This is a genomic window from Curvibacter cyanobacteriorum (genome assembly GCF_028649475.1).
Taxonomy (GTDB): domain Bacteria; phylum Pseudomonadota; class Gammaproteobacteria; order Burkholderiales; family Burkholderiaceae_C; genus Curvibacter; species Curvibacter cyanobacteriorum.
In genome coordinates this window covers 353,676-377,072 of the sequence record NZ_JAQSIP010000002.1, presented here as the reverse complement: position 1 = coordinate 377,072, position 23,397 = coordinate 353,676, and the positions used below count along the sequence as shown (strand labels likewise).

The window sequence follows — 23,397 nt, the reverse complement described above, 5'->3', positions numbered from 1 at the left end:
AGTTTAAACGGCGGCTAAGCTAGCCCGTCTGTTTGACCGCTCCGGCGCACCCTGCCCCTTCACAAGAACCATGACCACTGCCCTGATAGCCCAACTCCAAGCCATCGTCGGCACCACCCAGGTGCTGACCCACGACGACCCCGCCACCGACCTGAGCGCCTGGGAACAAGACTGGCGTCGCCGCTCGCGCGGCCGCGCACTCGCGGTGGTGCGCCCCGCCAACACCGCCGAGGTGGCGGCCGTGGTCAAGGCCTGTGTCGCCGCGGGCACCCCCATCGTGCCGCAGGGGGGCAACACCGGCCTGGCCGTGGGCTCGATCCCCGACGACTCGGGCCGCCAGGTGGTGCTGAGCCTGACGCGCATGAACGCGGTGCGTCGCCTCGACCCCGACAACCTGACCCTGACCGTCGAAGCCGGCTGCGTGCTGCAAAACCTGCAGGACGTGGCCGACCAGGCCGGTTACCTGTTCCCCTTGAGCCTGGCGGCCGAGGGCAGCTGCACCATCGGCGGCAACCTCGGCACCAACGCCGGGGGCACCCAGGTGCTGCGCTACGGCAACACGCGCGAGCTGTGCCTGGGTCTGGAAGTCGTCACCGCCCAGGGCGAGGTCTGGGACGGCCTCAGTGGCCTGCGCAAGGACAACACGGGCTACGATCTGCGCGATCTGTTCATCGGCAGCGAGGGCACGCTGGGCATCATCACCGCGGCCACACTCAAGCTCTACCCCAAGCCCGCGGCCACCCTGACCGCCTGGGCCGCCGTGGCCTCGCTCGACGACGCCGTCACCCTGCTGGGCCTGGCACACCAGCACCTGGGCGCAGGGCTGACCGGCTTTGAGGTGATGGGTCAGTTCGCGCTGAGCCTGGTGGGCAAGCACATGCCGCAGTTGCGCGTGCCCTTCCTGGGCCAGGACAACGCGCCTTATGGCGTGCTGCTGGAGAACTCGGACAGCGAGTCCGAAGCCCACGCTCGCGAACGCTTCGAAAAACTGCTCGAAACCGCTTTCGAGCAGGGCTGCGTGCAAGACGCGGTGGTGGCGGAGAACCTCAGCCAGGCCCACCAGCTGTGGCATGTGCGCGAGAGCATCCCGCTGGCCCAGGCCGAAGAAGGGCTCAACATCAAGCACGACATCAGCATCCCGGTGTCGCGCATCCCGGCCTTCTGCGCCGAGACCGATGCCCTGCTGCAGCGCGAGATCCCGGGCGTGCGCCTGGTCAACTTTGGCCACCTGGGCGACGGCAACCTGCACTACAACGTGCAGGCCCCGGCCGACGGCGATGCCAAGGCCTTCCTGCGCGAGCAAGAGGACCGCGTCAACACCCTGGTCTATGACCAGGTCAGCCGCTACGCGGGCTCGATCTCGGCCGAGCACGGCGTGGGTTCACTGAAGCGGGACAAGCTGCCACACTACAAGTCGCCGGTGGCGCTGGACCTGATGCGCGCCATCAAGCGCGCGCTGGACCCGCACAACCTCATGAACCCCGGCCGGGTGGTCGAGGTCTGAGCCCGCCCGCGTGATGCCCGCAGCACACCGGCACAGCCCCCCCTGTTGTCACCCCTGCAAGGAACCCCTGTGGCCCTGAACCAAGACCTTTTTGATGCGGGACTCAAGACCCGCCGCGAAGTGCTGGGCGCCGACTACGTCGACGCCGCCATCGCCAATGCCGATGCCTTCAACATGCCGATGCAGGAGCTGGTCACCCAGTACGCCTGGGGCGAGATCTGGAACCGGCCCGGCCTGGACCGACGCACCCGCAGCCTGCTCAACCTCGCCATGCTGACCGCGCTGAACCGCCCGCATGAACTCAAGCTGCACCTGCGCGGCGCGCTCAACAACGGCGTCACCCGCGAGGAGATCCAGGAGGTGTTCCTGCAGACCGCCGTGTACTGCGGCGCACCCGCCGCCATCGACAGCTTCCGCACCGCCAAGGACGTGTTCAAGGAAGTGGACGCCGCCAAGGACTGAGGCCACGTGGGGGCAGACGGCCCATGGACTCGCTGGGTCGCTGGGCTCAAGGAGGGGCCCAGAACCCCGCCAGCCGCGCGCTGGCCCGGTAGATCGAGGGCAGGCTGCTGGCGCGGCGCTCGGCAAACTCGGCGCGCAAGGCCACTGCCATCTCCAGCGGCGGCAGAGGGTCCGTCCGGTCGCCACGCCAGGCGTTCAAGGCCATTTGCTCGCCCCGCTGCTCAGGCGACTCGTCCAACGCCATGTCGACGCCCCAAAACACGCGGTCCAAACGGGTCGCCAAAATGGGATGTGGACTGGCTTGGCGCAGAACCCCGACCAAAGCCCTCAGCGCTTGCTCCGTACCCTGCGGTGCCCCCCAGCCCACGCTCTGCCCCAGCACCACAACGTTGCTGATGGGCCCCTGCAGGGCCTCGGGCCAGACCAGTGGCCGCCCCGCGGAGGAGGCCGTCGACACGTCGACCCACTGCACGTCCAAACCGGCCTGGGCGACCGCCAGGGTCAGTAAATCGCGTTCCGCCAAGCCGGCAGGATCGCCGCCATGAAGCAGCATGACCGGCCCCTGGCCTGACGACAATTCACCCAACAAGGTGGCCCAGGACGCGATGAAGGCGGCCCGGCCATGCGCCGCTGCGCCTGTCGCGGACGCCTGCACCAGCCGCACTTGGGCGTACGCAGGTCCCCGCAAGCGGTCGCTGAGACATTCCTGAGCTTGGGCGCCCTCGACGATCACCGCGTCGGGCTGAAAGGCCTGCAACTGCGTCCAGGCTTGGCGACAGGCATCAGCGTCAGCTCCCAAATACTGATGGCGGGCCTTGAGGTGGGACAGCCGCCCCAGCACCCGCTCAGATCCAGCGAAGAACGCACGCGAGGTCGGCTGCTCCGCGCGCCCTTCGTGCAGGATGAAGATGCGCCGGCTGCTGGCATTGACCCACACCGCCGCCACGGCCAGCAGCAAGAACACCGACAACCAACCCAGGCGGCCAGGGTGGGTCATTGCACGTACCCCAAAAAACGCCAGTAAGGGATCGACAAGGACAGCGCCAGCAAGCGTCCCCCTTGCAGGAACAAGTTGCGCCGCAACAGCTGGGTTCGCTCCGCCTCACTCAGACCGGTGGACTCGCGGAACAGCAGGTAATCGGTGCTCTGGTGCGGCATGAACCAGACCTCGCAAGTGGTCAACACGACAAAGCCAATCACCCAGGGATTGAGTCCAAAAGCATCGGCCAGCGGCATCATCACGGCGCAGATGGTGGTCACGCACACCACGGCGGGCAGGAGCAGTCGCATCAGCAAAACAATGCCGATGAGCAAACATAAAAACTCAGACTGTCCGCTGCGCATCAGGGCAGTCAGCCCCCCTAGGTGGGCACCGATCCAGTCATTGAGGCCAGTGAAGGCGAAGCCACGGGCAAAACCCACCGTGCAAACCAGGTAGATCAGGATGGGCCAGTGGATGGCGCCCTGCAAGCCAGACCAGCGCAACACCCCGGTGGCCCAGAGCAGCAAGAACACAAACAGCGTGAGCCAGGCAGTTTCGATGTGGTGAACATTCCCCAGCCCCAAGCCCAAAGTCAGGCATGCCAGCGCCAAGGCGACCGTGCCCTCATTGAATGAAAACGGTCGCGCGCCAGCCGAGGCCGGTGCACTGGCCTCGGCTTCGGCCAGAGGGCACCACCACAAGCTCAATGCCAACCAAAGACCGAGCACGGCCACGTAAACAGCAGACCCCTTGAACCACATCAGCCAATTGACATGCGGTTGCCAGTGCGCGGGCAGCAGCCCCAGCACGATGAAGTTGCCCGCGTTGCCCAGCAGAAAAGCCGTCGAAAACAGCGTGGTCCCCGACAGGCCCGCCAGGGCCAGCGCCGACCGATGTCCCACCCGCGCGAAGGCGCTGACCATGGGTGCCAACAGTTGCAGACGGCCTGAGGAGCTGGGGATGAACACAGACATCAGCACCCCAATCATCACCACGCTGATCTGTACCGTGCGCGCGCCCCCCGGAAAGTACCGCAGCACCGCCCCCATCAGCCGCTCCACCAGACCGCTTTGCTGCACCGCGACGCTGACCCCGAGCATGCCCAGGAGCAAGTAAAAACTGGCACTGGCCAAGCCCGAAAAGGCCAGCTCGGGGGGCATACCACTGCCCAGCACCATCAACAACATGGCCATCATGGCGCCGACAAATGGCGGAGCCAAGTTGAGCACCCAAACGCACAACCCCGAGGCCAAGGCAGCCAAAAAATGAAGCCACTGTGCCAACGAGGCATGCAAGACCGGTGCATGCCCCAACCACCATGAGGTGAGCAATGGGAAGGCCACGGCCAGCAACCAACCGCCGACAAAGGCCGGGCGCAGTGCGCTCACCCCGCCATCTGCCACGGTCGGGTCGGCCTGGGGAGGCACACTGGGACGGACACAGGCCTGCCTCAACAGACTTTGACTGGCCTCCTGCCCCTCAAGCAAGGGGCACAACAGCGCCCGAGGCAACAGCCAGCCCTGACCAGAACCGTCCGGCGGGGCGGCCACGGGGGCCTCGATGCTTGGCGCCAAGCACGACGCGGCGTTCAAGGTCAGCACCTCGCCCTGCTCGGAGTAACCAATCACCAACTGCCCCGCACTGAGCTGCTGCAATTCATGCAGGTTGGTCCAGCGCAGTGGCTGCAGGCCGAGCGCCAGCAGGCGCCGCATGGAGGGGTCAAGACTGCGCCAAAACGGGTGCGCTTGCAGTGGGGCCGTCACGGAGGGGAGCTCCTCAGGAGGCGGCTGGACAGGCGGGCGTAGTGGGCCTCAACCCCGCCCACGGTCAGCCGACGCTGGGCCAGCGACTCGGGATTGATGACCAGGGCGAACTCCGTGGTCTGGGCGTGCCTGGGCGACGGCTCAATGGCCCCCGCCCGGACTGAGAAAGCCTGAAGGGCATGCCGTGCGGCCACCGCGCCCTGCTCCATCGGCGACGGCAGGACCCCCACCGGGACGCCATCGCGCACAGCGTAATACGACAGTGCCACCATGGGCTGCGACAACTCGGCCAACGCCTGCGTCACCAAGTCACGCGACCAGGTCAGGGCGGGTGCATCGGCAGGGGGCGGCATGGCCCGGTAGTCGCCGACCACCACCAGGTCCGCGCGGTGTGCGATCTCGCGCAGCGCGGCCGCCCACTGCGCCGGGCTGTGGCAGCGCCAGACCCCGACCGGCTTGGCGAGGCTCCAGGGGTGCTGGATAAAACCCTGCGCCTCCTCGGTCGAGGCGGCCCCGCCATCGTTGATCAAAGCCACACGCCAGCGCTTGCGCTGGGCCTGAGGGCCCAGCCCGGACGCACCGCCCGCTCCCTTGGGTTCAGCCAGGTGCAGCAGGGTGCGCTCAACCACGGACCAGGGCGTGCGTTCGCCAATGCCACTGACATTGGGCGCACCGCTGGCCGCCAGGGACCGCTCTGCATCCTCGATGCCGCTGTAAACCAACCATGGGGAAGGTTGGCCCAGGTAGTGGACGCCCACAGTGGACTGGGCCACGTCGTCCACGGTGACCAGTGCATCAGGCTGCCAACGGCGGATGAAACCATGCGCCGTCCTGACACGGCCATCCAACTGTTCGGTGGCGTGTGCGTTCAGGTACAAGCGTTGCAGGCGCACATCCTTGCGGGTCGCCAACACAGCATCCAAGCCCGCATTCACCCCCTGGGTCCAGGGCAGGCCCTCGCTCTGGCTGTGTACCACCAGCACGGCGGGTCGGCGCGAGCCCTGCCACAACAGGCAGCCAGCCAGGAGAACCAGGGCTCCCAGCAACAGAGGCCGCGTCCACCGCGCCGCGCCGAGAGAGGGGTCGGGGGTCATCATGGGTTCCACCAGCCCAGCCAAAGGTAGTAGGCTGGTACCCACAGCCAGGTGCGGCCCGACTTGAAGGCCAGTCCAAGGCTGCGCCAATTGGCACGGCGGTCCCCATTGTCTGAGCTCACCAGCAACAGGTCGGCGATGTGCAGCGCCACCAACACCGGCAAAGCCGTGCTGAGCAAATCAGCGTTGAGGTGCGCGGTCCAGGGCAACACCAAGGCGAAAGCCAAGCTCGCGGCGGCCAGCGGCGGAAAACAGAGCCGCAGAAGCAACAACAGCGGCAGCGCGAGGGCCCCAAGAGGCCAAGACGCTGTGGCCTGCGGCAAGGGGACCGCCAGGGCTGAAATCAGGCCCGGCAGCAGGCCCACCGCGACCAACACGGACCAGTCCACCGCGGGGTGAAAGCGGCCTTGAGGCACCCACTGGAGCGCAAACAACATGACCAAGCCAAACAAGGCCATTTGCCCCGGCGCCAGCCCGTGAAAGGGCTGCAGCAGCGTCATCAACATCAAGCTCAAGCCGATCCCAGCCACGCCGTACATGGCCAGTCGCTCGTCGGTCGCCGCGGGGGCCATTGCCGGCCCGGTGGCGCGGCCTGTTGTCGGGGGGGCGGCTGAAGTGAACGATCGGTCCAGCCACCATGGCGCCAGCAGCCCCTGCAGCAGGGCCAGAACCAACAGCGGCCAAACTGGCAGCAGCCAGTGCATGGCCACGTATCGGTCCAGGCCTTCTGCGGGTAACAGGCCAATGGCCACCAGGCTGGCCGGGTGGGCTGGCAACCAGGCCAGTCGGGCCAGCAAACGGGCGGCGCGCAGCAGCTCCTCGCGAGCGCGCGCCGACCGTGGCGAAACGGCCTGAAAGCTCTGACTCCAACGGGCCGCCTGGAGAGGCGACGGCAGCAGCGCCAGCGCCAGCGCCAGCCACACCACCGACAGCCGAGTCAGACGCCCCGGGGCCGCCGCAGCCGCGAACAAGCGCCCCAGCAAACCACTCTGCCGTGCCGCCAGCGACAACACCAACGACCCCAGGGCCCACAGCGCCGCATCGCCCGAAGCGGCGCGGATCAGACCCTCTGGCGGCACCAGATCGAACAGGCTCAGCAGCAACAGCACCAGCAGTGGCGGAAACAAGATCGGCGTGCCCGGCAGAGCCCACAGCCCCGCCAGCAAGGCCAAGAGCAGTGCGGGCGCCAGCAGTTGAGCCGGGCCCCAGCCGGCCCAGGGCGCCACCAGCGCGACCCCGGCGCAGGCCACCACCACCGCGAGGCCGGCCCTGTCGGGGAACGGCCGCTCGGTCGCCAGCGCATCAACCTCGGTGCTCCGCGTCACGTCACCTCAACGAGCTGCATCATCCCCATGTCTTCGTGGGCCAGGATGTGGCAGTGCATGACATACAAGCCTGTGAAGTCCGTGAAGCGGGTGCGAAAAGTCACGGACGTCGGCACCTGGGCCGTGCCCCCGCGGGGCAGACCGATGGTGTCGGCCCAATAGGGCTCGACCGGCAGGCCGTTGACCTTGACGACCTGGAACGGGTTGATGTGGATGTGAAACGGGTGCTGTACCGCATTCATGTTGTAAACGGTCCATTCCTCCACGCTGTCCAGCGCGACGGTCTGGCGCGTGGCCCGGTGCGACTGGAATGGCGCAAAGCGCTGCGGCATGGCGGGGGAAGTCGAGGCCAAGCCATTGCCTGTGCCCACCGTGAAGGCGGTGTCCGAAAAGAAGGTGCCATCGGTCTGGTATTGCCATTGCGACAGCTCGCTGCCGGGTTGGTCCAGCACATCGGCCGCCGGCGCCATGGTGAGCGGGTCACCGTTGTCATTGAACACCGAGCGCAACACCACCTTGCGGCGCAGGCCGCCCTTGGCGGCCAACTCGGCATCGGTGATCGGATCAAGCATGGACGACACTGGCAAGTCACCGGCAGGCAGGCGCATGTTCAGGGGCTCCCCCTCGACCACGACCTCCGCCAGGATGTCGGCCGCCAGCGGACTGGGAAAACCCATGTCATACGCCTTCGTTCGCAACTGATAGCGCCCTGGTGCCCCGGCCTGGATGAGCACATCGGCGCGGTTGCCCGGCGCCAAGACCAGACCCGTCTCGGCCTCGGCCGGATAGGCCTTTGGACGTCGGCGCGGACAGGAGTCGAGTGCGATCAGTTGCAAGCTGTGGCCATCGAGGGCGAGGTTGAGGTAGTTGGCAATACCGGCATTGACCAGGCGCCAGCGTTGTACCTCGCCGGGCCTCAGCACAAGACGCGGTCGGCGCACGCCGTTGATGAGGAAGGGGGGCTCCGCCGTGGGGGAAGTCACCTGTGAGAAGCTCTCCAGCCGACCTTGCGCATCAAAGACCGGGGCCTGAAAGACCATCACCCGATCACGCGCCGCAGCGATCTCGGGCACTTGGTCGAGGTCGCCCATGATCAGGATCGCGCCAGCCATGCCGCTGCCCACTTGGATGGCGGTCGAACCATGCAAGTGCGGGTGGTACCAGGAGGTGCCAATCGGGTGGTCGCTGGCAATCGCGTACTCGTGCTGCCGCGAAGTGCCGGGCTGCACGGCTGAATTGGGGTCGTCCACCACATAGTCGCCATACAAGCCAGGCGCCAGCATCCTGGGCGACACATGCAAGCCGTGGGTGTGTAAATTGGCGCTGTTCATGTAGCGCAAATGCGTCACGGGCTCGGTGCTCGCCGGGTTGGACGGCAGGTCGTTCTGCACCCGCAAGCGCAACACTTCGCCAGCGCGCAGTTGCAAGGTCGGTGCCGGGATCATTGCGTTGTAAGTGCGCAGGTGCACCGGCTTGCCATCGATTTGCAAATCGGCGTAAGCCATGCGCAGGGTGTAGTCCAAAACCCCGTTGACCGACTGGATTCGCAGCGGTTCGACAAAGGTCTCGGGGGTCGACTGCCCTCCCCCGCAGGCCGACAACACCGGGGCGACCACGGCACCGGCGCTGAGTTGCCAGCTGACGTTGAGAAAGTCTCGGCGGGAGGCACTGGAGGTCATGGCAAGGCTCGGGTTCAGGTGGGCAGGGACGGCGCGGCATCGCCGAAAAACAAACGTTGGGGCACGCCACTGTGCCCACCTTCGCGACCCAGTTGGCCGCTGGTGTTGTCGCCCCAGGCCCAGACCTGGGTGCCATCGCTGGCCAACACATGCCCCTGGCCAGACACCAAATGCCGGATACGGCCTGGCAGGGCGACGCGGCAAATACCCCCGTGTGGCAGCAGGTCACCCTGGCCCAACTGACCGCGAGCGTTCCAGCCCCAAGCGTACAACTGACCAGAGGCGCCCAGGGCATAGGACACATACATCCCCGCACTGACTTTGAGCGCCTTCTCGGGCAAGGCCACACGCTGAGGCCGGTCGCTGTAGGGAGGCTCGTGGCGACCCAATTGCCCATGTTGGTTGCTACCCCAGGCCCATACCGCCCCGAGGGTGTCAATGGCCAAGCTGTGGCTGGCCCCAGCGGCCGCGACCGCCACCCGGCCCAGCCCCTGGATGCGAACGGGTTGCACCGTGTCTCGCAGATGGCCCTGGGCCAATTGCCCTGCGGCATTGGCGCCCCAACCCCACAGGCGGCGCGCCGCGTCGATGCCCAACACGTGAGCGCCGCCCGCCACGCACTGCACCAGCGCCGGCCAACCGTCAAACAAGGCCGGGGGGTCGTTGCTTACCTGGCTCGGGTGATTGACCAGGCCCCATGCAAACAAGCGCCCATCGCGCGCCAGCGCGAGGGACAAGAATTCGCTGCCATGCAGCTGTGCCAGCGGCGGCAGGCCTTTGAGCGGTTCGGGTCGTTCGTGCACGATGTGCATCGAGTACCCCCCCAAACCAGCCCGGTTGGCCCCCCACAAATAAGGCCGCCCCTGCGCGTCCAGCCCCAGACTGGCGCTGCCACTGGCGCTCACCTGCAGCAGAGGCAAGGGGGTGTGCACCGGAATGGGCGAGGCCACAGCTGGCGGCGCGGCACAAATGCCAGCCGGCGACGGCAAGCGCCCGGTGCCGTCCCCACCCCAGGCCATCAACCGCCCCTGCACATCCAGCACCAGGCTGTGGTCTCGGCCCGCGGCGAGGTCTCGAATGAACGCCATCTTGGTGTCAGCGCCCGCTCAAGACAATCAGTCCACGGGCCTTGCCGCTCACGCTGTCGTGGTCTTGCGCGCTGCGCAGCAGGTCAGCCAGGGGGACCCACACGGGCGGGTACTTGTAGCGTGCCACGTCCATCACCAGGGCTGAATCACTGGCCTCGTGGTAAGCCGCCAGCGGCGACCAGTGGCCCCCACCCGCTTCACCCAGGATGCGGCGGTTGAAGTTGAACAGCACAAAGCGGTCCTGTTCGCGCAAATGCTTCATGAGCAGCTGACGCAGCTGAGCAACGTTCAGGGTGTCAGCAAACACCAGTTCGGCCCGCACCGGTTGAAAGGCCAGCACGCTGCCCAGTTGCTCGAGGGTCATGCCCTCGCGCGCCACCACATCGGGCTGCGCGATGCGCGGGTCCACGCCGGCGAAGAAGTCTTGTTGAGTGAAGAAGCGGTAGTCCGGGTAGAGCGCCGTGACCGGACGGCTGACCCCCAGGGCGTTCAAGGCCATCACCGAGGTCGCGACCGAACAATAGGCCTGGTTGCGCTGGGTTTCAAAATAGGTCGCCAGCGGAAAGTAGGCCTGGCGGTAGCTGCTCTCGATCAAGCGCTGCTGCCCAATCGGGTGGGTCAGCGCAAAAAGCTGATTCGGGATCGGCAGCGTGGTGCCTTGCACGGCCGTGGAAGGGGCGGCTGGCGCCGCGTCCAAGGCCTGTGAGGGCAGCGACATCAGCGCCAACGGCAACACCAGGCTGGCCACCCAGGCGCCTCGGCGCAGCAGGCGGGACCAGTTTGGCAAGCGGATGGAAGGGGTCAAAAGGGTCAAGGGAACCTCACGAAAATGAGAGCGATCAGGTGCGTTTCGAGGCCGTCGAGACTTTCTTGCGGGCAGCTTGCAGCGCCGCGATGGCGGCATCGACTGCGGCGGGGTCAGTGAAGGCGGACAAGGTGAACACCTTGATCCCGACCACGGGCTCACCATACGCCGTGTTGCGGTAGCGGCTGGTCTGCACGAACACCGGGCCTTCGCCACTTTCGGCGGCGGCGCGGGTGGCTGTGTAGACCGCCTTGTTGAATTCATTGTGGCGCGCCAGGGTGTCGCGCTGGGCCACGTCGGCCTTCTCGGCCAGGTAGGTCTGGTCACCCGCCACGCCGTCGGGGTAGACGCGTACCACCACCACTGCACCGTGGTTGTCGGTGTTGAGCACCGTCAGCCAGGGCAAGTCGCGGGCGCGCTCGCGCAGGCGCTGAGACATCTCGACACAGTGACTCAGCAGGCCACGGTAACCGTCTTTGCCGAACATCAGCAGGTTGGCCAACGCCGCCAGCACCGGCCCGCCCGAGCGAGAGCATTCGAGCGTGTAGATGCCTGGGTCGTACTCGCCGAACTGAAACAGATAGGGCATGGCCACCTTGTCGCGCCGAATGGCGTTGAGCAACTGGGCATCGCGGGCCAGGAACAGGCTGGACGCGTAAGGCGTGTAGCCGCTCTTGTGAAAATCGATGCCCATCGAATCGGCCAGGTGCAGGTGACGCATGCGCTGACGCACCGCTTCGAGCGAGCTGGCAGCCGCACTCGGAATCTCCAGCGGGTTGGCGGCGAAGTCGTAGTCGTTGAACACCGCGTAGGCCCAGCCGATCACCGCATCAGCATGCAGGTGCGGCGTGTAATTGAGCCGGTACTCCTCCACCAGACGCTGACGCAGGGCGTGCACCGCGGCAATGTCATCAATGCCGAAAGCGTCCGTGGTGCCCATGGTCACCACGATGGCGGCAATGCGCTCGCCCTTCTCAATGCTCTGGCGCAGGGCTTTCTCGAGCGCCCCCACGTCCATCGAGTTGTCGTCCCGAGTGGGCACCGACACGGCGGCCTGGGCCCCTAGCCCCAACCAGGCGGAGGCGCTAAGCTTGGCGTAATGCGCGAGGTCCGATCCAAAGACGCGCAAGGGTTGGCGCACCCCGTCGTTGAACAAGCCGGGCTGCGCGATCTCAGCACCGACCTTGATCCCGTACAAGGTGGTGCCGGTGCCACCAAAGGTGAACAGGCCCAAGGCCTTGTTGGCGTCATAGCCCACCAACGCAGCGCACATCGCGGACACGCGCACCTCAGCCTCCGCCGCCTTGTAGGACAAGTCGTCCCACACTGTGTTGGGGTCGATGATGGAGCCGTAAAGCTGACCGATGATGGACACCGAGGTGGCCGAACCGTGCAGGCGGTGCACATTCGGGTGGCTCCAGGTGTATTGCCCCTCCAGGTAGCGCGCGGTTTCGCGCACCGTGCTGCGGGCATCTCCGAGCGGATCACCCAGACGCTCGCGGCGCGCCCCGGCATAGTCCAGCGCCCGACGACTGCCGAGGAAGGTGCGATGGGACTTGCGCTTCTCATACTCGGACATCGCAAACGCCATCAGCCGGGACAGTCTGCTGTCGGCGCTCGCCGAGCGTACCGGCGACGGGAAGCTGTCGCGAATGCGGTGCACGATGCGTTGGTACTTGGCCGACCCCGCCGACGCAGTGGGGCTCGGGGGACGCAGAGCATCTCGAGCCCGGCTCGGGAGGCTGACCGCAAAAGACAGCAGCGCTGTCGTACTCAACCAGTGGCGTCGCAGCATAGGGGCTTTCGTGGACCCATCAGACCGGCATCGGGAAACGTCCCGCGGTCAGATCGGCATGAATGGACGGCAAGGCACGCAGACCCAGGGCAACGGCCGTGAGGGTGGGCGCATTGATCGGCATGGTGGGAAAGTTGGCCGTGCCAACGATGAACAGGTTGGCGTGATCGTGGCTGCGGCAGAAGGCGTCGACCACAGAGGTGCGCGGATCACTGCCCATGCGCGCCGTGCCCGCGATGATCGCCGTGGCCACCGACGGGGCATCGGTCTCAATGTCGGTGCAGCCCAAAGCCCGGGTGATCGCGGCATGCCGCTCGCGGGCTTTTTCGATCCCACGCAGGGTGTAGTCCTCAATGGTGAACTGCACCCGCGGCCGCGGCACGCCGCTGGCATCGCGCAACACGGGGTCGGGCAGCACCCGGTTGTTGGCCGAGGGCAAGGTCTCCACCGAACTGTTGATGGCGAGTTCGCGCGCGCATTCGTCGTTGAGTCGGCGCGCCAGTTCGGTTCCGCGCACACCAGCCTTGATGAGGCGCGCCGAGCGCTGCATCGGGCCCAGACCTGTGCGCCAGCCACGGTTGAGGAAGGAGGTGCCCACGGCGCCGTGCTCGCGGCGGCTGGGGCCGTCGCGCAACTCGAGCACCCCAGCGGTGGTGGTCGGAGCGCGGTAGGTGTAGAGCGGGTCACGCGTCAAGGCACGGGTGTCGAGGTCCACCTGCCCCATCAGGTAACGCCCGACCGCATCACTGCGGTTGGCCACCCCCTGCGGCGCCTGAGGCTGCGCCGAGCGCAACAACAGGCTGGGGGTCTCAATCGCATGGGCCGCCAGGATGAAAGCACGGCCCCGGGCCATGGCCCGCTGACCGTCCGAACCGCGCACACGCAGACCGGTGATTTGCTGGTTGGCACCCACCTCAATGTGCTCAACCAAGGCCTCAGGCACAACACGCACGCCGGCGGCCTCGGCTTTGGCCACATGGACACTGGCGTCGTACTTGGCACCGATCGGGCAGATCGGTGCGCAGCTCGAGCTGCCACAGCAGGGCGGCCGGCCATCGAAGACCTCCGAGTTGCGCGCATGTGCAAACGGCGCCACGGTGTAGCCCAGGGGCGCCAGCGCATCCCGGATCACCGTGTCGGCATAGGTCATGGGGACCTTGGGCAGCGGGAAAGGCACACCGTTGCGGGGCCCCCCTTGGTCAAAAGCGTTGTCGCCCGCCGTGCCCCACTGCTTCTCAATGAACTCATAGTGATCAACCAGGTCCGCGTAGGCTACGGGCCAATCCACACCAACCCCAAAGAGGGTCTGGGTGCGGAAGTCGTTGGGTCGGAAGCGCGCCGAGAAACCCGTCCAATGCCACGTGGTGCCACCGACACCGCGCAGGTAGCTGCCCCCAAACACCGCGGGCCCGGCCTGCACCAAGTGGTCCTGTGCGTGCATGGGGTGTGGCGCATAGGGCTGGCTGGGGTACGGCGAATTCGGCCCTTTCTCAGCCGAGGCAAAGAAGTGCTGCACCGCAGTGGCCCGCTCGATGCGGGGCCCTGCCTCCAGCAACAGCACTTTGACGCCTTTGAGCGCGAGCTGCCAGGCCATCATGCTGCCGACAGCGCCGGCCCCCACGATGACCACGTCGGCGGTCAGATCTTTGTCTAGCAACTTGGTCATGCAAGCGGGTCCTCAGGGCAAATAGGGGCGCAGGGTGGCGGTGGGGCTGGCTCAAACGCCGAAGGCTTGCCGCCGCCTCAGGCGGCAGGCCGTTCGGCCCAGTAACCAAAGGCGCCACCACACATGCCTGGTGGCTTGGTGAACGTCAGCGCCGACCAGATCGGGGCCTCCGCGTAGGTGACCACCTGGGTCTGACCCGCCATGCCGCTGACCCACAGCTGCAAGGCGAACTCGACCACCTCACTCAGCGGGGCCTGCAGTGAGGCCGCGCGTTGTTGGGGTGGCGGCATTTTGGCCAAGCCCATCAGGGCGTTCCACTGCGCTTTGTCGAGGTTTTTGAGCAGCACAGACAGGTACTGCTGGGTCAGCGTGTCGTTGTCGCTGGCGATGCCGGTCAGGGTTTGGCAAACCGAGGCCAGGGCTCGGACCTGGCGGCGCGGAAATGTCAGGCTGCTGGCGGCCTGAACCACCCCGCTCGGCAAGGCCACCGCTGCCGCACAGGCGGCCAACTGAACCATCAAACGCCGACGCGCCGGTAGATCATGAGTTTGCATAAGGCTCCGCGGGGGTTAGACACAACTCGCGCGGTCAGACCACCGCGAGGAAGGGGTTCACTCATGCACGGCCATCAACCAAAGCACGAGGCTCTGCAAAACTTCACGGTCGATGGCCATTTCTTAACCAAAATCATTGTATCGATAAGTGTTTTTATCGTAAGCCCCTGCAACACCTGAATTTCACCTCATGAAGACCCGGCGCCCGGGTTCAACCTGGTGGGCAGGACACCTGCCCGTCCTGCCCCCTCAAGCCGCCAAACGGTCCACCATCGGGCGCCCCCCTGTCCCCGAGCGCTGCGGCCCAGTGCCCGATGGGCTGACACGGCGCGGCACGGCCCGACGCCCTGGCCTTAAAATCGCGCGTTTGCGAACCCAGCCGAGCCGCCATGACCACCCTGCCCCACCGCCCCATCCGTGCCCAGTACGAGGACTTCATGCGCCACGTCTACACCACGGGCGTCAGCAAGGGCGACCGCACGGGCACGGGCACCCGCAGCGTTTTTGGTTACCAGATGCGCTTCGACCTCAACGAGGGCTTTCCGCTGGTGACCACCAAAAAGGTGCACCTGCGCTCCATCATCCAGGAGCTGTTGTGGTTCCTGACCGGCTCCAGCAGCAACCTCTGGTTGAAGGAGCGCGGAGTCACCATCTGGGACGAATGGGCGCGCGAGGACGGTGACCTGGGCCCGGTCTACGGCGTGCAATGGCGCAGCTGGCCCAAGCCCGACGGCGGCCACATCGACCAGATCGCCGAAGTCATCAAGACCCTCAAGACCAACCCCGACTCGCGCCGCATCATCGTCAGCGCCTGGAACGTGGCCGACCTCGACAAGATGGCCTTGATGCCCTGCCACGCGTTCTTCCAGTTCTACGTCGCCCCGGGCCAGGCCCCGGGCGAGCGTGGCAAGTTGTCCTGCCAGCTGTACCAGCGCAGTGCCGACATCTTTTTGGGCGTGCCCTTCAACATCGCCAGCTACGCGCTGCTGACCCACATGGTGGCCCAGCAATGCGACCTCGATGTGGGCGACTTCATTTGGACTGGTGGCGACTGCCACATCTACAGCAACCACCACGAGCAGGTCGAAACGCAGCTGGCCCGCACGCCCTACGCCTACCCGACGCTGCGCATCCTGCGCCGCCCTGAATCGATCTTCGACTACCAGTACGAAGACTTTGAAGTGCTGGACTACCAGTGCCACCCCGCCATCAAGGCGCCGGTCGCCGTCTGAAAGCCCGCATGCCCCTGAAACTGATTTTTGCCCGCGCCGCCAACGGCGTGATCGGCCGCGACAACACCCTGCCTTGGCACCTGCCCGAGGACCTGACCCACTTCAAGCGCACCACCCTGGGCTGCCCCGTCATCATGGGGCGGCGCACCTGGGATTCTCTGCCGCCGCGCTTTCGCCCGCTGCCTGGGCGCCAGAACATCGTGCTCAGCCGCAACCCCGCTTGGGTGGCCGAGGGCGCCCTGCGCGTGGGCTCTTTGAGCGAAGCGCTGGCCGCACTGCCCGCTGAGCAGGACGTCTGGGTCATTGGTGGCGCTGAGTTGTACGCCCAGGCCCTGCCCCTGGCCCAACAGGCCGTGGTGACCGAGATCGAGCAGGCGTTTGAGGGTGACGCCCTGGCGCCACACTTCGGCCCGGGCTGGACCGAATCGAGCCGCAGCGACTTGCAGACGTCATCGACCGGCCTCACATTCCGTTTTGTCACCTACACACAAGAAAAAGGAGCCTGATATGTCCGGACACGGATTCCATGTGCACGGTCCGCACGACCACGAGCTGGAGCACGCCGCCCAACACGGCGGTGACCGCATGACCAACCAGATCGCCATGTTCACGGCCATCATCGCCACGGTCGGCGCCATGTTCTCCTACATGGGCGGCGCCACCCAGGCCAACGCCGGGCTGTACAAGAACAACGCCGCCATCAAGAAGACCGAAGCGTCCAACCAGTGGAATTACTTCCAGTCCAAGAGCACCAAACAGTCGCTGGCCGAACTGGCGCGTGACCTGGCCCCTGAGGACAAGAAGCCCACCTACCAGGCCAAGGTGGAGCGCTACGAAAAAGAAAAGAACGAGATCAAGGTGGTGGCCGACAAGCTGGAAGCCGAAGCCAAGCAGTGGGACGAGCAGTCCGACCAGCAAATGCACCAGCACCACCGCTGGGCCCAGTCCACCACCGCCCTGCAAGTGGCCATCGCGCTGGCCGCCATCGCGCTGCTGACCAAGAAGAAGTGGCTGGAATACGCCATGTTCGGCGTGGCTGGCGTGGGGCTGGTGATTGGCGGTGCGGCCATGCTGCACCTGTGAGGATCAACTCGACCTCAGCAAGGCATGAACCTGTTCAGCGTATCGCCTGATACCCCAGGAACCATGCCCTGATCCAGACGCATCCGATCCAAACAAAAAAGGGAGCCTTCGGCTCCCTTTTTTTTGGTTCACACACTCTATAAGAGTAGTCAAGCGACCTGCCCCAGCGTTGCCACTCTTGCGAACTCTGCGCTTGTCTTACTCAGCGATTTCCCCCGACATAAAAGGGTAAAACTAATCATCACGGGAAGGTGAGCGCTGCTTGAGCAAAAAATTACTAAAGACAAATGAAAATATAAGAAAAAGTAGAGAAGATATTTCCCAAACAAGAAACTTGCCTACAAAAGTTCCGTAAAAATTGGGCACATACGTGGTAAAAAACCAATCAATCAATGCAACAATCGGAAGACCCGCAAGTGAAAATGGGAAATAGAGTCCAAAAAAAAGATAATCTACACCATCAGCAAACCCGTCCGAGTAAAAATCAGAAGCAAGTGATACTATCAAAATAAATATTGATGCACTCACCAAGATCCAGCCATAAACAAAATTACCCCAATCCACATCAACAAAAGTGCATTTTAATAGATAGAGCCATGAGGCAACAATAAAAAAGAACTCCAGATTCAAAACCCACCCAAACCATGTCGTCGAAACCACCATCTCTTCAGTATATTTGAGGAGTAGAAATTGAATAAAAAACAACCCTAGCAAGAGCAGAAGGCAGCGGTGATTCAACTGTTTGATCATCATTAAATTTTCCTAACAATCTATTAACCAATGCATAAAGATAGTTGCATCAACTTCTCGGAAAGTTTTGCCTAAAAATCCCACACCACCTGAATTTGCATGATGCATAAATCTTCTACTTACACATTTATTCATACATTGCCGATTGTCGTCAGGCTCACAGATTCCATCATCAGAAACATCAACCACTCCAAATACATTGCCTGTAGTTTTATCTAGGAGACTAGGATTGCTCGCTGGGTCGGCTGAATAACTACGACAGATCTTTTGACCATTAAAGCCAAACCAACATTGATACGTATGGCGTATGGGTCCTAATGCAACCCCTCCGATTGCTGCGATACCAGCCTCACACCTAGCGAGAAGTTCCAAAGGATCAACCGAGCTAGTTGGAGATGCACCCACATACGAGTAGATAACTCACATCAGAAACATCCTCGCGTTAGACCTCCAACATCAGCGACGCCGCACTTATTTACAATAATATCGATGGTGCAATCTTTGACCTCATATGTAAACATCCAATCATCGCCATGATGCAGTATCGCCTTCAAAGAATACTCAGCTGTTTGGTATTTTTTTTCTTGCGCACTCAACTTTTCATTCGCAATGGCCAAAGCAAAATCTCTACTTAATCCACCAGAAGAGCAACGCCACCAATAGTCATGCAGAATAGAAACAACCACCAAAAAAATCAACGTCAATGCACCGATAACGATTACTTTTCGCAACATGCGGATTACCCTTTTACCTTGCCGCTCAAGGAGATAGCCTTAGAGCCAGTAATAAGTATTTTGAACGACTTCGCCTTGGTCTTGCAAGAGGCTCGACCCACAGCAGTGGCCGTTTCAGCGATAAATCCGCGATTTGATTTATCAAAATCATAGGGGTCATACCCGCGCGCAGAGGATAAGTCACCGCTAAATTTCCAGGTGCAGTCGCGGCTTAGTTGGATAGCCCCTTTGGTTTTTACTGAATGACGTCCCACGATCCATGCATCGGCACCACCAGTTTGTCCTTCGCTTGTAAACTCAACTGGAATAGTCGCATCCTTACAAGAGCCACCTACCAAGTTTTTTATTTTTACACTGATGCTCGCCTCAGTATCACCCCAATTCAATGAACTGAAACTCGTAGACCAATCAGTGCCACTGCCATCGCAATAATGGCCCCATGCATCTGACACATCTGACAAGGAGAACAGGCCCGTGGCATCAACTTTCAACAAAGGGCTTGCGTCCACAGATGAGTAGGTATTGATCCCCCCGCCAAGCCAATCGGATCACTCTGTGCATAGCGACCTACCCCCGGCACATAGTCACGGTTCATGTTGTAGTGCATCCCTGACTCCACATCAAACACCTGCCCAGGAAACCTCAAGCTCATCGCAAAGCTGCCCATCCCGCTGGGGTTGTTGTCCGCCAGTGTCGTCCCAAACGGCTCCGCAAACCAGCTCCAGCGCATCACATTGTCCCTATCCATCACCACCCGAGGCGTGTTGATGTGGTCCGCGTGTATGAAATACACCAGCGGCGCACCCATGGCGTTCGATGGATCTGGTGTGAAGACCGCCACAGGGATATCACCGAGCCATACATACTCCCGAATCGGAGTGCCATTGACGTCGTACTCACCTAGCAGATGGTCTTGTGTGTCGTAGGCGTAGAAGATGGTGGCTCCAGCCCCTGCGCTGCTACTCTTACGAACTCTGCGCCCTTCGTTATCGTAGGTGTAACTGGTCACCACTCCAGCGGTCACACTCGCCAGGCGACCGCGCAAATCGTAGGCCAACGAATAGGTCACATCGGATGTTGCGTTGCCAGCGGCGTCAGGGGTCAGAGAAATCGCTGGGTTGCTCAGTGCCACTAGGCGGTTGCTGGCTGCAGCGATTGTGCAGGGAGCAGGCTGCCCACCGTTCAGTGCCCCTCCAGTGCGGTTACCGTTGGCATCGTAGGTGAAGGTCCAGCTCGTATTCGCGGTGTTGGCTTGGGTGATGCGACCTGCGCGCGTTCAGTAGAGCGCAAATTTCAAGAGCCGCGCCCCATGGCCAAGGGGGCGGCAAGTGTCAATGGCAAGTCAAGGACGAAACCGGCCCCGCCACGGTGGCACGAGGCCGGTGCCCGCTCCCTCAAACAAACAGCGTCTTGTACTGGTCGCGAAGCAGGTTCTTCTGCACCTTGCCCATGGTGTTGCGCGGCAACTCGGCGACCACGAAGCACTTCTTGGGGATCTTGAAGTTGGCCAGTTGCGACTTGAGCGCGCTGATCACGGTGTCGGCCTCGACCTGGGCACCGGGCTTGGCAATCACCACCGCCACACCCACCTCGCCGAAATCGGGGTGCGGCACGCCGACCAGGGCGCTTTCGGCCACACCGGGCATGTCGTTGATGTAGCTCTCGATCTCGGCCGGGTAGACGTTGTAGCCACCGCTGATGATCAGGTCCTTGGCGCGGCCCACGATGTGCACGTAGCCGCGCTCGTCGATCTTGCCCACGTCGCCGGTCTTGAAGTAGCCGTCGGCAGTGAACTCCTCGCGCGTCTTCTCGGGCATGCGCCAGTAGCCCTTGAACACGTTGGCCCCTTTGACCTGAATGCCCCCGATTTCGCCCACCGGCAGGGCCTGGCCGTCATCGGACTGCACGCGCAGCGACACGCCCGGCAGCGGGAAGCCCACGGTGCCGCCACGGCGCTCAGTGGCGCCGCCATGGCGCGCATCGGCCGTGTAGGGATTGGAGGTCAGCATGATGGTTTCGCTCATGCCGTAGCGCTCGAGGATGGTGTGGCCGGTGCGGTCTTGCCATTCCTTGAAGGTCTCGATCAGCAGCGGGGCCGAACCGGCGATGAACAGGCGCATCTTGGACGCCGCCTCGCGGGTCAGGCCGGGCTCGGCCAGCAGGCGCACGTACAGCGTGGGCACGCCCATGAAGACCGTGGCCTCGGGCATCTTGCGCAGCACCAGCTTGGGGTCGAACTTGGCCAGCCAGATCATCTTGCTGCCGTTGATGAGCGCACCATGGATGGCCACGAACAGGCCGTGCACATGGAAGATGGGCAGCGCGTGGATCAGCACGTCGCCGTCCTGCCAGCCCCAGTAGTCCTTGAGCATGACCGCGTTGCTCAGCATGTTGCCATGGCTCAGCATCGCGCCCTTGCTGCGGCCCGTGGTGCCGCTGGTGTAGAGGATCGCGGCCAGGTCATCGGCCTCGCTGTGGACCGGGGTGTGCTGGTCGCTAAAGTGGGCGGCGCGGTCCAGCAGCGAACCTGTGCGGTCATCGTCCAGCGTGAACACATGGGCAGTGCCGGCGCTGAAGGCGATCTTGCTGACCCAGCCAAAGTTCTTGCTGCTGCAGACCACCACCGAGGGCTCGGCATTGCCGATGAAGTACTCGATCTCGGCGCTTTGGTAGGCCGTGTTGAGCGGCAGGAACACATAGCCGGCGCGCAGCGTGGCCAGGTACAGCACCATCGCCTCGACCGACTTTTCAACCTGCACCGCCACGCGAGCGCCAGCCGGCAGGTTCAGCGAGGCCAACAGATTGGCCATGCGCGCGGTGGCATGGTCGAGGTCGCGCCAGGTGTAGAACAAGCCGTTGTCGGTCTCCACCGCAGTGGCATCGAGGTCGGCAGGGAACTGGGCGCGCAAGGCCACAAAAAGGTTCTGGTTCTTCATGGGAGAGGCAGAGGTTGGGATGAGGAGGGTTGAAAACGGAACACCGGCACCAGGGCCGGCTCAGAACTGGGGTCGGCGCTTGGCCAGGAAGGCGTCAATGCCTTCGCGGTGCTCGGCGCTGTCGGCGTAGGCATAGGCGGTGTCGAGCAGGCCCGCGGGCCAGGGCGGCGCCAGGGCCCGCAGGGTCTGCTTGTTGAGGCGGGCCGCCTGCGGTGCCAGGCGGGCGATGCGGCGCGCGGTGTCCAGCGCGTCGGCCTGCAGTTGCTCGTCGGGCAGCAAGCGGGTCAGGAAGCCGCGCGCCAACAAGGTGGCCGCGTCCAAGGTGGCGGCTTCCAGCAGCATCTGGCGCGTGCTCAGCTCGCCCGCGGCGGCGCGCACCAGAGCCAGTTCACGCGGCGCCATCGGAAAGCCCAGCTTGGCAATCGGGGCGCCGAAACGGGCCGACGCCGCCGACAAGCGCAGGTCACAGGTGCTCGCGAGTTCGACCCCGGCGCCCATGCAAGCCCCCTCGATGCACGCCACCAGGGGCACGTCGCAGGCCAGCATGGCCGACAGGCCGCCCCACACCTCCACCTCGTGGAAGTGGCGCAAGCCAGCCTCGTCGAAGCGAAAGTCCGGGTACTCGGCAATGTCGCCGCCGGCACAAAAGTGGCCGCCCTCCCCAGTGATGAGCACGCAACGCGCCTCGGGGCGCTGTTGCAGGTCCAGAAAGACCTCGCGCAGTTGGCGCCACATGGCGCGCGACATGGCATTGAGCTTGGCCGGATGCGACAGCCACACCTGCACCACACCGCTGTCTTCACCGGTGTGCCATTGCACCCTGACCTGACCTGTCATGCTGCTTCCTTGTGTCCTGTTCTGTCCGTCAATCGAGCTTGGCGCCCGAGGCCTTGACCACCGCGGCCCAGCGTTTGACCTCGGCGCTCACGAAGGCGCCAAACTGTTGCTGCACCGGCCCCCCGAATTCGGCGCCATTCTGTGCCCAGGCGGTCTTGATTTCGTCACTGGCGCCGGCCTGGCGCATCTGATCGATGATCTGCGCCTGCAGGTCGGCGGGCGTGCCCTTGGGGGCCCACAGGCCGTACCAGGTGGTGACGGTGTAGTCCGGCAAGCCCAGCTCAGCCGCGCAGGGCACGTCGGGGAAAGCCGGGTTGCGCTTGTTGCCCGACACCATCAGCGCCTTGATGCGGCCGCCCTTGATGTGGTTGGCCGACGAGCCCAGACCGTCGAACATCATGTCCACATTGCCCGCCATCAGGTCTTGCAGGGCCGGGCCCGCACCGCGGTAGGGAATGTGGGTGATGAAAGTACCGGTCTGGATCTTGAACAGCTCGCCAGCCAGGTGGTGCGAGGTGCCGCCCCCCGCCGAACCGAAGTTGAAGCGCCCTGGCGCGGCCTTGACCGCCGCGAGGAAGGCCTTGTAATCGCCCGGCACCTTCTTGGGGTTGACCACCAGCACCTGCGGCACATTGGCCAGCAGCATCAGGGGCACGAAGTCTTTCTCGATGTCGTAATCGAGCTTGGGGTACATCGACGGTGCGATCGCGTGGTGCACCGCACCCATGAACAGGTTGTAGCCGTCCGGCGCGGTCTTGGCTGCGATGCTGGCCCCCAACGTGCCCCCGGCGCCGCCGCGGTTGTCCACAATCAATTGCTTGCCCGTGGTCTTGGAAAACTGGGCTGACAGAGGCCGCGCGAATGCGTCGGTGCCGCCACCCGCCGGGAAGGGCACCACCATGTTGACGGGCTTGCTGGGCCAGGCTCCTTGCGCCCAGGCCGGCAGGCTGCCGCCAAGCGCCGCCAAGGCGCCCAGCGCGGGAACACCGGCGATCAGTCGGCGGCGGGTGAGGGATGGATTGTTCATGCTTGTCTCCTGTCGTTGTTGTCTCGGGGCCCTGTGCCCCAGGGGCGCTTGGAACGCGCTCTTGCACTCACCGATGCAGAT

Annotated in this window: 22 protein-coding genes; 5 read left to right on the top strand and 17 right to left on the bottom strand. The window is 64.0% G+C overall.

Annotated features, from left to right (window positions below):
* The first annotated feature begins 70 nt into the window (after nucleotides 1-70).
* Both PSQ40_RS05210 and pcaC read left to right on the top strand, forming a co-directional pair.
* Nucleotides 71-1,504 (top strand): FAD-binding oxidoreductase, encoded by a 1,434-nt coding sequence (locus PSQ40_RS05210; protein WP_273949304.1) that lies wholly within the window; start codon nucleotides 71-73, stop codon nucleotides 1,502-1,504.
* Between the two features lie 75 nt (nucleotides 1,505-1,579).
* The gene (gene pcaC, locus PSQ40_RS05205) at nucleotides 1,580-1,966 is read left to right on the top strand and encodes a 4-carboxymuconolactone decarboxylase (RefSeq protein WP_273949918.1); all 387 of its coding nucleotides are present in this window, start codon (nucleotides 1,580-1,582) and stop codon (nucleotides 1,964-1,966) included.
* A gap of 46 nt (nucleotides 1,967-2,012) precedes the next feature.
* Here the strand turns inward: pcaC and PSQ40_RS05200 are convergent, their stop codons facing one another.
* The 10 genes from PSQ40_RS05200 to PSQ40_RS05155 form a co-directional block, all read right to left on the bottom strand.
* Nucleotides 2,013-2,963 carry a hypothetical protein gene (locus PSQ40_RS05200; RefSeq protein WP_273949302.1) on the bottom strand — a complete coding sequence of 317 codons (951 nt, stop codon included), beginning with the start codon at nucleotides 2,961-2,963 and terminating at the stop codon, nucleotides 2,013-2,015.
* Nucleotides 2,960-4,660: an SLC13 family permease gene (locus tag PSQ40_RS05195; RefSeq protein ID WP_273949300.1), complete on the bottom strand. Its 1,701-nt coding sequence runs from the start codon at nucleotides 4,658-4,660 to the stop codon at nucleotides 2,960-2,962. The genes PSQ40_RS05200 and PSQ40_RS05195 overlap by 4 nt, the downstream gene beginning before the upstream one ends.
* 47 nt (nucleotides 4,661-4,707) lie before the next feature.
* Nucleotides 4,708-5,805, bottom strand: coding sequence for a hypothetical protein (locus PSQ40_RS05190; protein WP_273949298.1), 1,098 nt, complete (start codon nucleotides 5,803-5,805; stop codon nucleotides 4,708-4,710).
* Nucleotides 5,805-7,130, bottom strand: a complete 1,326-nt coding sequence (locus PSQ40_RS05185) for a hypothetical protein (RefSeq protein ID WP_273949296.1) — start codon at nucleotides 7,128-7,130, stop codon at nucleotides 5,805-5,807. The genes PSQ40_RS05190 and PSQ40_RS05185 overlap by 1 nt, the downstream gene beginning before the upstream one ends.
* Nucleotides 7,127-8,809: a multicopper oxidase family protein gene (locus PSQ40_RS05180; RefSeq protein ID WP_273949294.1), complete on the bottom strand. Its 1,683-nt coding sequence runs from the start codon at nucleotides 8,807-8,809 to the stop codon at nucleotides 7,127-7,129. The genes PSQ40_RS05185 and PSQ40_RS05180 overlap by 4 nt, the downstream gene beginning before the upstream one ends.
* A 14-nt stretch (nucleotides 8,810-8,823) precedes the next feature.
* Nucleotides 8,824-9,897, bottom strand: coding sequence for an RCC1 domain-containing protein (locus PSQ40_RS05175; RefSeq protein ID WP_273949293.1), 1,074 nt, complete (start codon nucleotides 9,895-9,897; stop codon nucleotides 8,824-8,826).
* Nucleotides 9,898-9,904: 7 nt separating this feature from the next.
* Nucleotides 9,905-10,711: a phytochelatin synthase family protein gene (locus tag PSQ40_RS05170; RefSeq protein WP_273949292.1), complete on the bottom strand. Its 807-nt coding sequence runs from the start codon at nucleotides 10,709-10,711 to the stop codon at nucleotides 9,905-9,907.
* A 25-nt stretch (nucleotides 10,712-10,736) separates the two neighbouring features.
* On the bottom strand, nucleotides 10,737-12,365 hold the full coding sequence (locus PSQ40_RS05165) for a pyridoxal phosphate-dependent decarboxylase family protein (RefSeq protein ID WP_273949291.1): 1,629 nt from the start codon (nucleotides 12,363-12,365) through the stop codon (nucleotides 10,737-10,739).
* A 151-nt stretch (nucleotides 12,366-12,516) separates the two neighbouring features.
* Complete coding sequence (locus PSQ40_RS05160; protein ID WP_273949290.1) at nucleotides 12,517-14,163, bottom strand: GMC family oxidoreductase; 1,647 nt, start codon at nucleotides 14,161-14,163, stop codon at nucleotides 12,517-12,519.
* Nucleotides 14,164-14,240: 77 nt separating this feature from the next.
* Nucleotides 14,241-14,717: a sugar dehydrogenase complex small subunit gene (locus PSQ40_RS05155; protein ID WP_273949289.1), complete on the bottom strand. Its 477-nt coding sequence runs from the start codon at nucleotides 14,715-14,717 to the stop codon at nucleotides 14,241-14,243.
* Nucleotides 14,718-15,106: 389 nt separating this feature from the next.
* Here PSQ40_RS05155 and PSQ40_RS05150 point away from each other — a divergent pair, with 389 nt between their 5' ends.
* The 3 genes from PSQ40_RS05150 to PSQ40_RS05140 are packed head-to-tail and all read left to right on the top strand — an operon-like array spanning nucleotide 15,107 to nucleotide 17,032.
* Nucleotides 15,107-15,949, top strand: coding sequence for a thymidylate synthase (locus PSQ40_RS05150; protein ID WP_273949287.1), 843 nt, complete (start codon nucleotides 15,107-15,109; stop codon nucleotides 15,947-15,949).
* 8 nt (nucleotides 15,950-15,957) lie between these two features.
* Nucleotides 15,958-16,455 (top strand): dihydrofolate reductase, encoded by a 498-nt coding sequence (locus PSQ40_RS05145; protein WP_273949286.1) that lies wholly within the window; start codon nucleotides 15,958-15,960, stop codon nucleotides 16,453-16,455.
* Nucleotide 16,456: 1 nt separating this feature from the next.
* Nucleotides 16,457-17,032, top strand: coding sequence for a DUF4337 domain-containing protein (locus tag PSQ40_RS05140; protein WP_273949285.1), 576 nt, complete (start codon nucleotides 16,457-16,459; stop codon nucleotides 17,030-17,032).
* A gap of 234 nt (nucleotides 17,033-17,266) precedes the next feature.
* On the opposite strand, the gene PSQ40_RS05135 is transcribed toward PSQ40_RS05140, so the two are convergent.
* The 7 genes from PSQ40_RS05135 to PSQ40_RS05105 all read right to left on the bottom strand — a co-directional run bounded on the left by PSQ40_RS05135 (nucleotide 17,267) and on the right by PSQ40_RS05105 (nucleotide 23,316).
* Nucleotides 17,267-17,782 carry a hypothetical protein gene (locus PSQ40_RS05135; RefSeq protein WP_273949284.1) on the bottom strand — a complete coding sequence of 172 codons (516 nt, stop codon included), beginning with the start codon at nucleotides 17,780-17,782 and terminating at the stop codon, nucleotides 17,267-17,269.
* Nucleotides 17,783-18,207: 425 nt separating this feature from the next.
* Nucleotides 18,208-18,516 (bottom strand): hypothetical protein, encoded by a 309-nt coding sequence (locus tag PSQ40_RS05130; protein ID WP_273949283.1) that lies wholly within the window; start codon nucleotides 18,514-18,516, stop codon nucleotides 18,208-18,210.
* A 5-nt stretch (nucleotides 18,517-18,521) separates the two neighbouring features.
* The gene (locus tag PSQ40_RS05125; RefSeq protein ID WP_273949282.1) at nucleotides 18,522-19,010 is read right to left on the bottom strand and encodes a lipid II-degrading bacteriocin; all 489 of its coding nucleotides are present in this window, start codon (nucleotides 19,008-19,010) and stop codon (nucleotides 18,522-18,524) included.
* The gene (locus PSQ40_RS05120) at nucleotides 19,004-19,648 is read right to left on the bottom strand and encodes an RHS repeat domain-containing protein (RefSeq protein WP_273949281.1); all 645 of its coding nucleotides are present in this window, start codon (nucleotides 19,646-19,648) and stop codon (nucleotides 19,004-19,006) included. The genes PSQ40_RS05125 and PSQ40_RS05120 overlap by 7 nt, the downstream gene beginning before the upstream one ends.
* 262 nt (nucleotides 19,649-19,910) lie before the next feature.
* Entirely contained in the window at nucleotides 19,911-21,452 is a 1,542-nt protein-coding gene (locus PSQ40_RS05115) for a malonate--CoA ligase (RefSeq protein ID WP_273949280.1), read from the bottom strand.
* Nucleotides 21,453-21,512: 60 nt separating this feature from the next.
* The gene (locus tag PSQ40_RS05110; protein ID WP_273949279.1) at nucleotides 21,513-22,289 is read right to left on the bottom strand and encodes an enoyl-CoA hydratase/isomerase family protein; all 777 of its coding nucleotides are present in this window, start codon (nucleotides 22,287-22,289) and stop codon (nucleotides 21,513-21,515) included.
* Nucleotides 22,290-22,317: 28 nt separating this feature from the next.
* Nucleotides 22,318-23,316, bottom strand: coding sequence for a Bug family tripartite tricarboxylate transporter substrate binding protein (locus tag PSQ40_RS05105; protein WP_273949277.1), 999 nt, complete (start codon nucleotides 23,314-23,316; stop codon nucleotides 22,318-22,320).
* Nucleotides 23,317-23,397: the final 81 nt, after the last annotated feature.

What these genes read in the sequence shown, in the direction of transcription:
- PSQ40_RS05190 (WP_273949298.1), bottom strand. Translation starts at nt 5,805, where the DNA reads ATGACCCCCGACCCCTCTCTCGGCGCGGCGCGGTGGACGCGGCCTCTG.
- PSQ40_RS05115 (WP_273949280.1), bottom strand. Translation starts at nt 21,452, where the DNA reads ATGAAGAACCAGAACCTTTTTGTGGCCTTGCGCGCCCAGTTCCCTGCC.
- PSQ40_RS05130 (WP_273949283.1), bottom strand. Translation starts at nt 18,516, where the DNA reads ATGTTGCGAAAAGTAATCGTTATCGGTGCATTGACGTTGATTTTTTTG.
- PSQ40_RS05195 (WP_273949300.1), bottom strand. Translation starts at nt 4,660, where the DNA reads ATGCGGCGCCTGCTGGCGCTCGGCCTGCAGCCACTGCGCTGGACCAAC.
- PSQ40_RS05180 (WP_273949294.1), bottom strand. Translation starts at nt 8,809, where the DNA reads ATGACCTCCAGTGCCTCCCGCCGAGACTTTCTCAACGTCAGCTGGCAA.
- PSQ40_RS05145 (WP_273949286.1), top strand. Translation starts at nt 15,958, where the DNA reads ATGCCCCTGAAACTGATTTTTGCCCGCGCCGCCAACGGCGTGATCGGC.
- PSQ40_RS05110 (WP_273949279.1), bottom strand. Translation starts at nt 22,289, where the DNA reads ATGACAGGTCAGGTCAGGGTGCAATGGCACACCGGTGAAGACAGCGGT.
- PSQ40_RS05200 (WP_273949302.1), bottom strand. Translation starts at nt 2,963, where the DNA reads ATGACCCACCCTGGCCGCCTGGGTTGGTTGTCGGTGTTCTTGCTGCTG.
- PSQ40_RS05175 (WP_273949293.1), bottom strand. Translation starts at nt 9,897, where the DNA reads ATGGCGTTCATTCGAGACCTCGCCGCGGGCCGAGACCACAGCCTGGTG.
- PSQ40_RS05135 (WP_273949284.1), bottom strand. Translation starts at nt 17,782, where the DNA reads ATGATCAAACAGTTGAATCACCGCTGCCTTCTGCTCTTGCTAGGGTTG.
- PSQ40_RS05210 (WP_273949304.1), top strand. Translation starts at nt 71, where the DNA reads ATGACCACTGCCCTGATAGCCCAACTCCAAGCCATCGTCGGCACCACC.
- PSQ40_RS05160 (WP_273949290.1), bottom strand. Translation starts at nt 14,163, where the DNA reads ATGACCAAGTTGCTAGACAAAGATCTGACCGCCGACGTGGTCATCGTG.
- PSQ40_RS05155 (WP_273949289.1), bottom strand. Translation starts at nt 14,717, where the DNA reads ATGCAAACTCATGATCTACCGGCGCGTCGGCGTTTGATGGTTCAGTTG.
- PSQ40_RS05105 (WP_273949277.1), bottom strand. Translation starts at nt 23,316, where the DNA reads ATGAACAATCCATCCCTCACCCGCCGCCGACTGATCGCCGGTGTTCCC.
- PSQ40_RS05140 (WP_273949285.1), top strand. Translation starts at nt 16,457, where the DNA reads ATGTCCGGACACGGATTCCATGTGCACGGTCCGCACGACCACGAGCTG.
- PSQ40_RS05150 (WP_273949287.1), top strand. Translation starts at nt 15,107, where the DNA reads ATGACCACCCTGCCCCACCGCCCCATCCGTGCCCAGTACGAGGACTTC.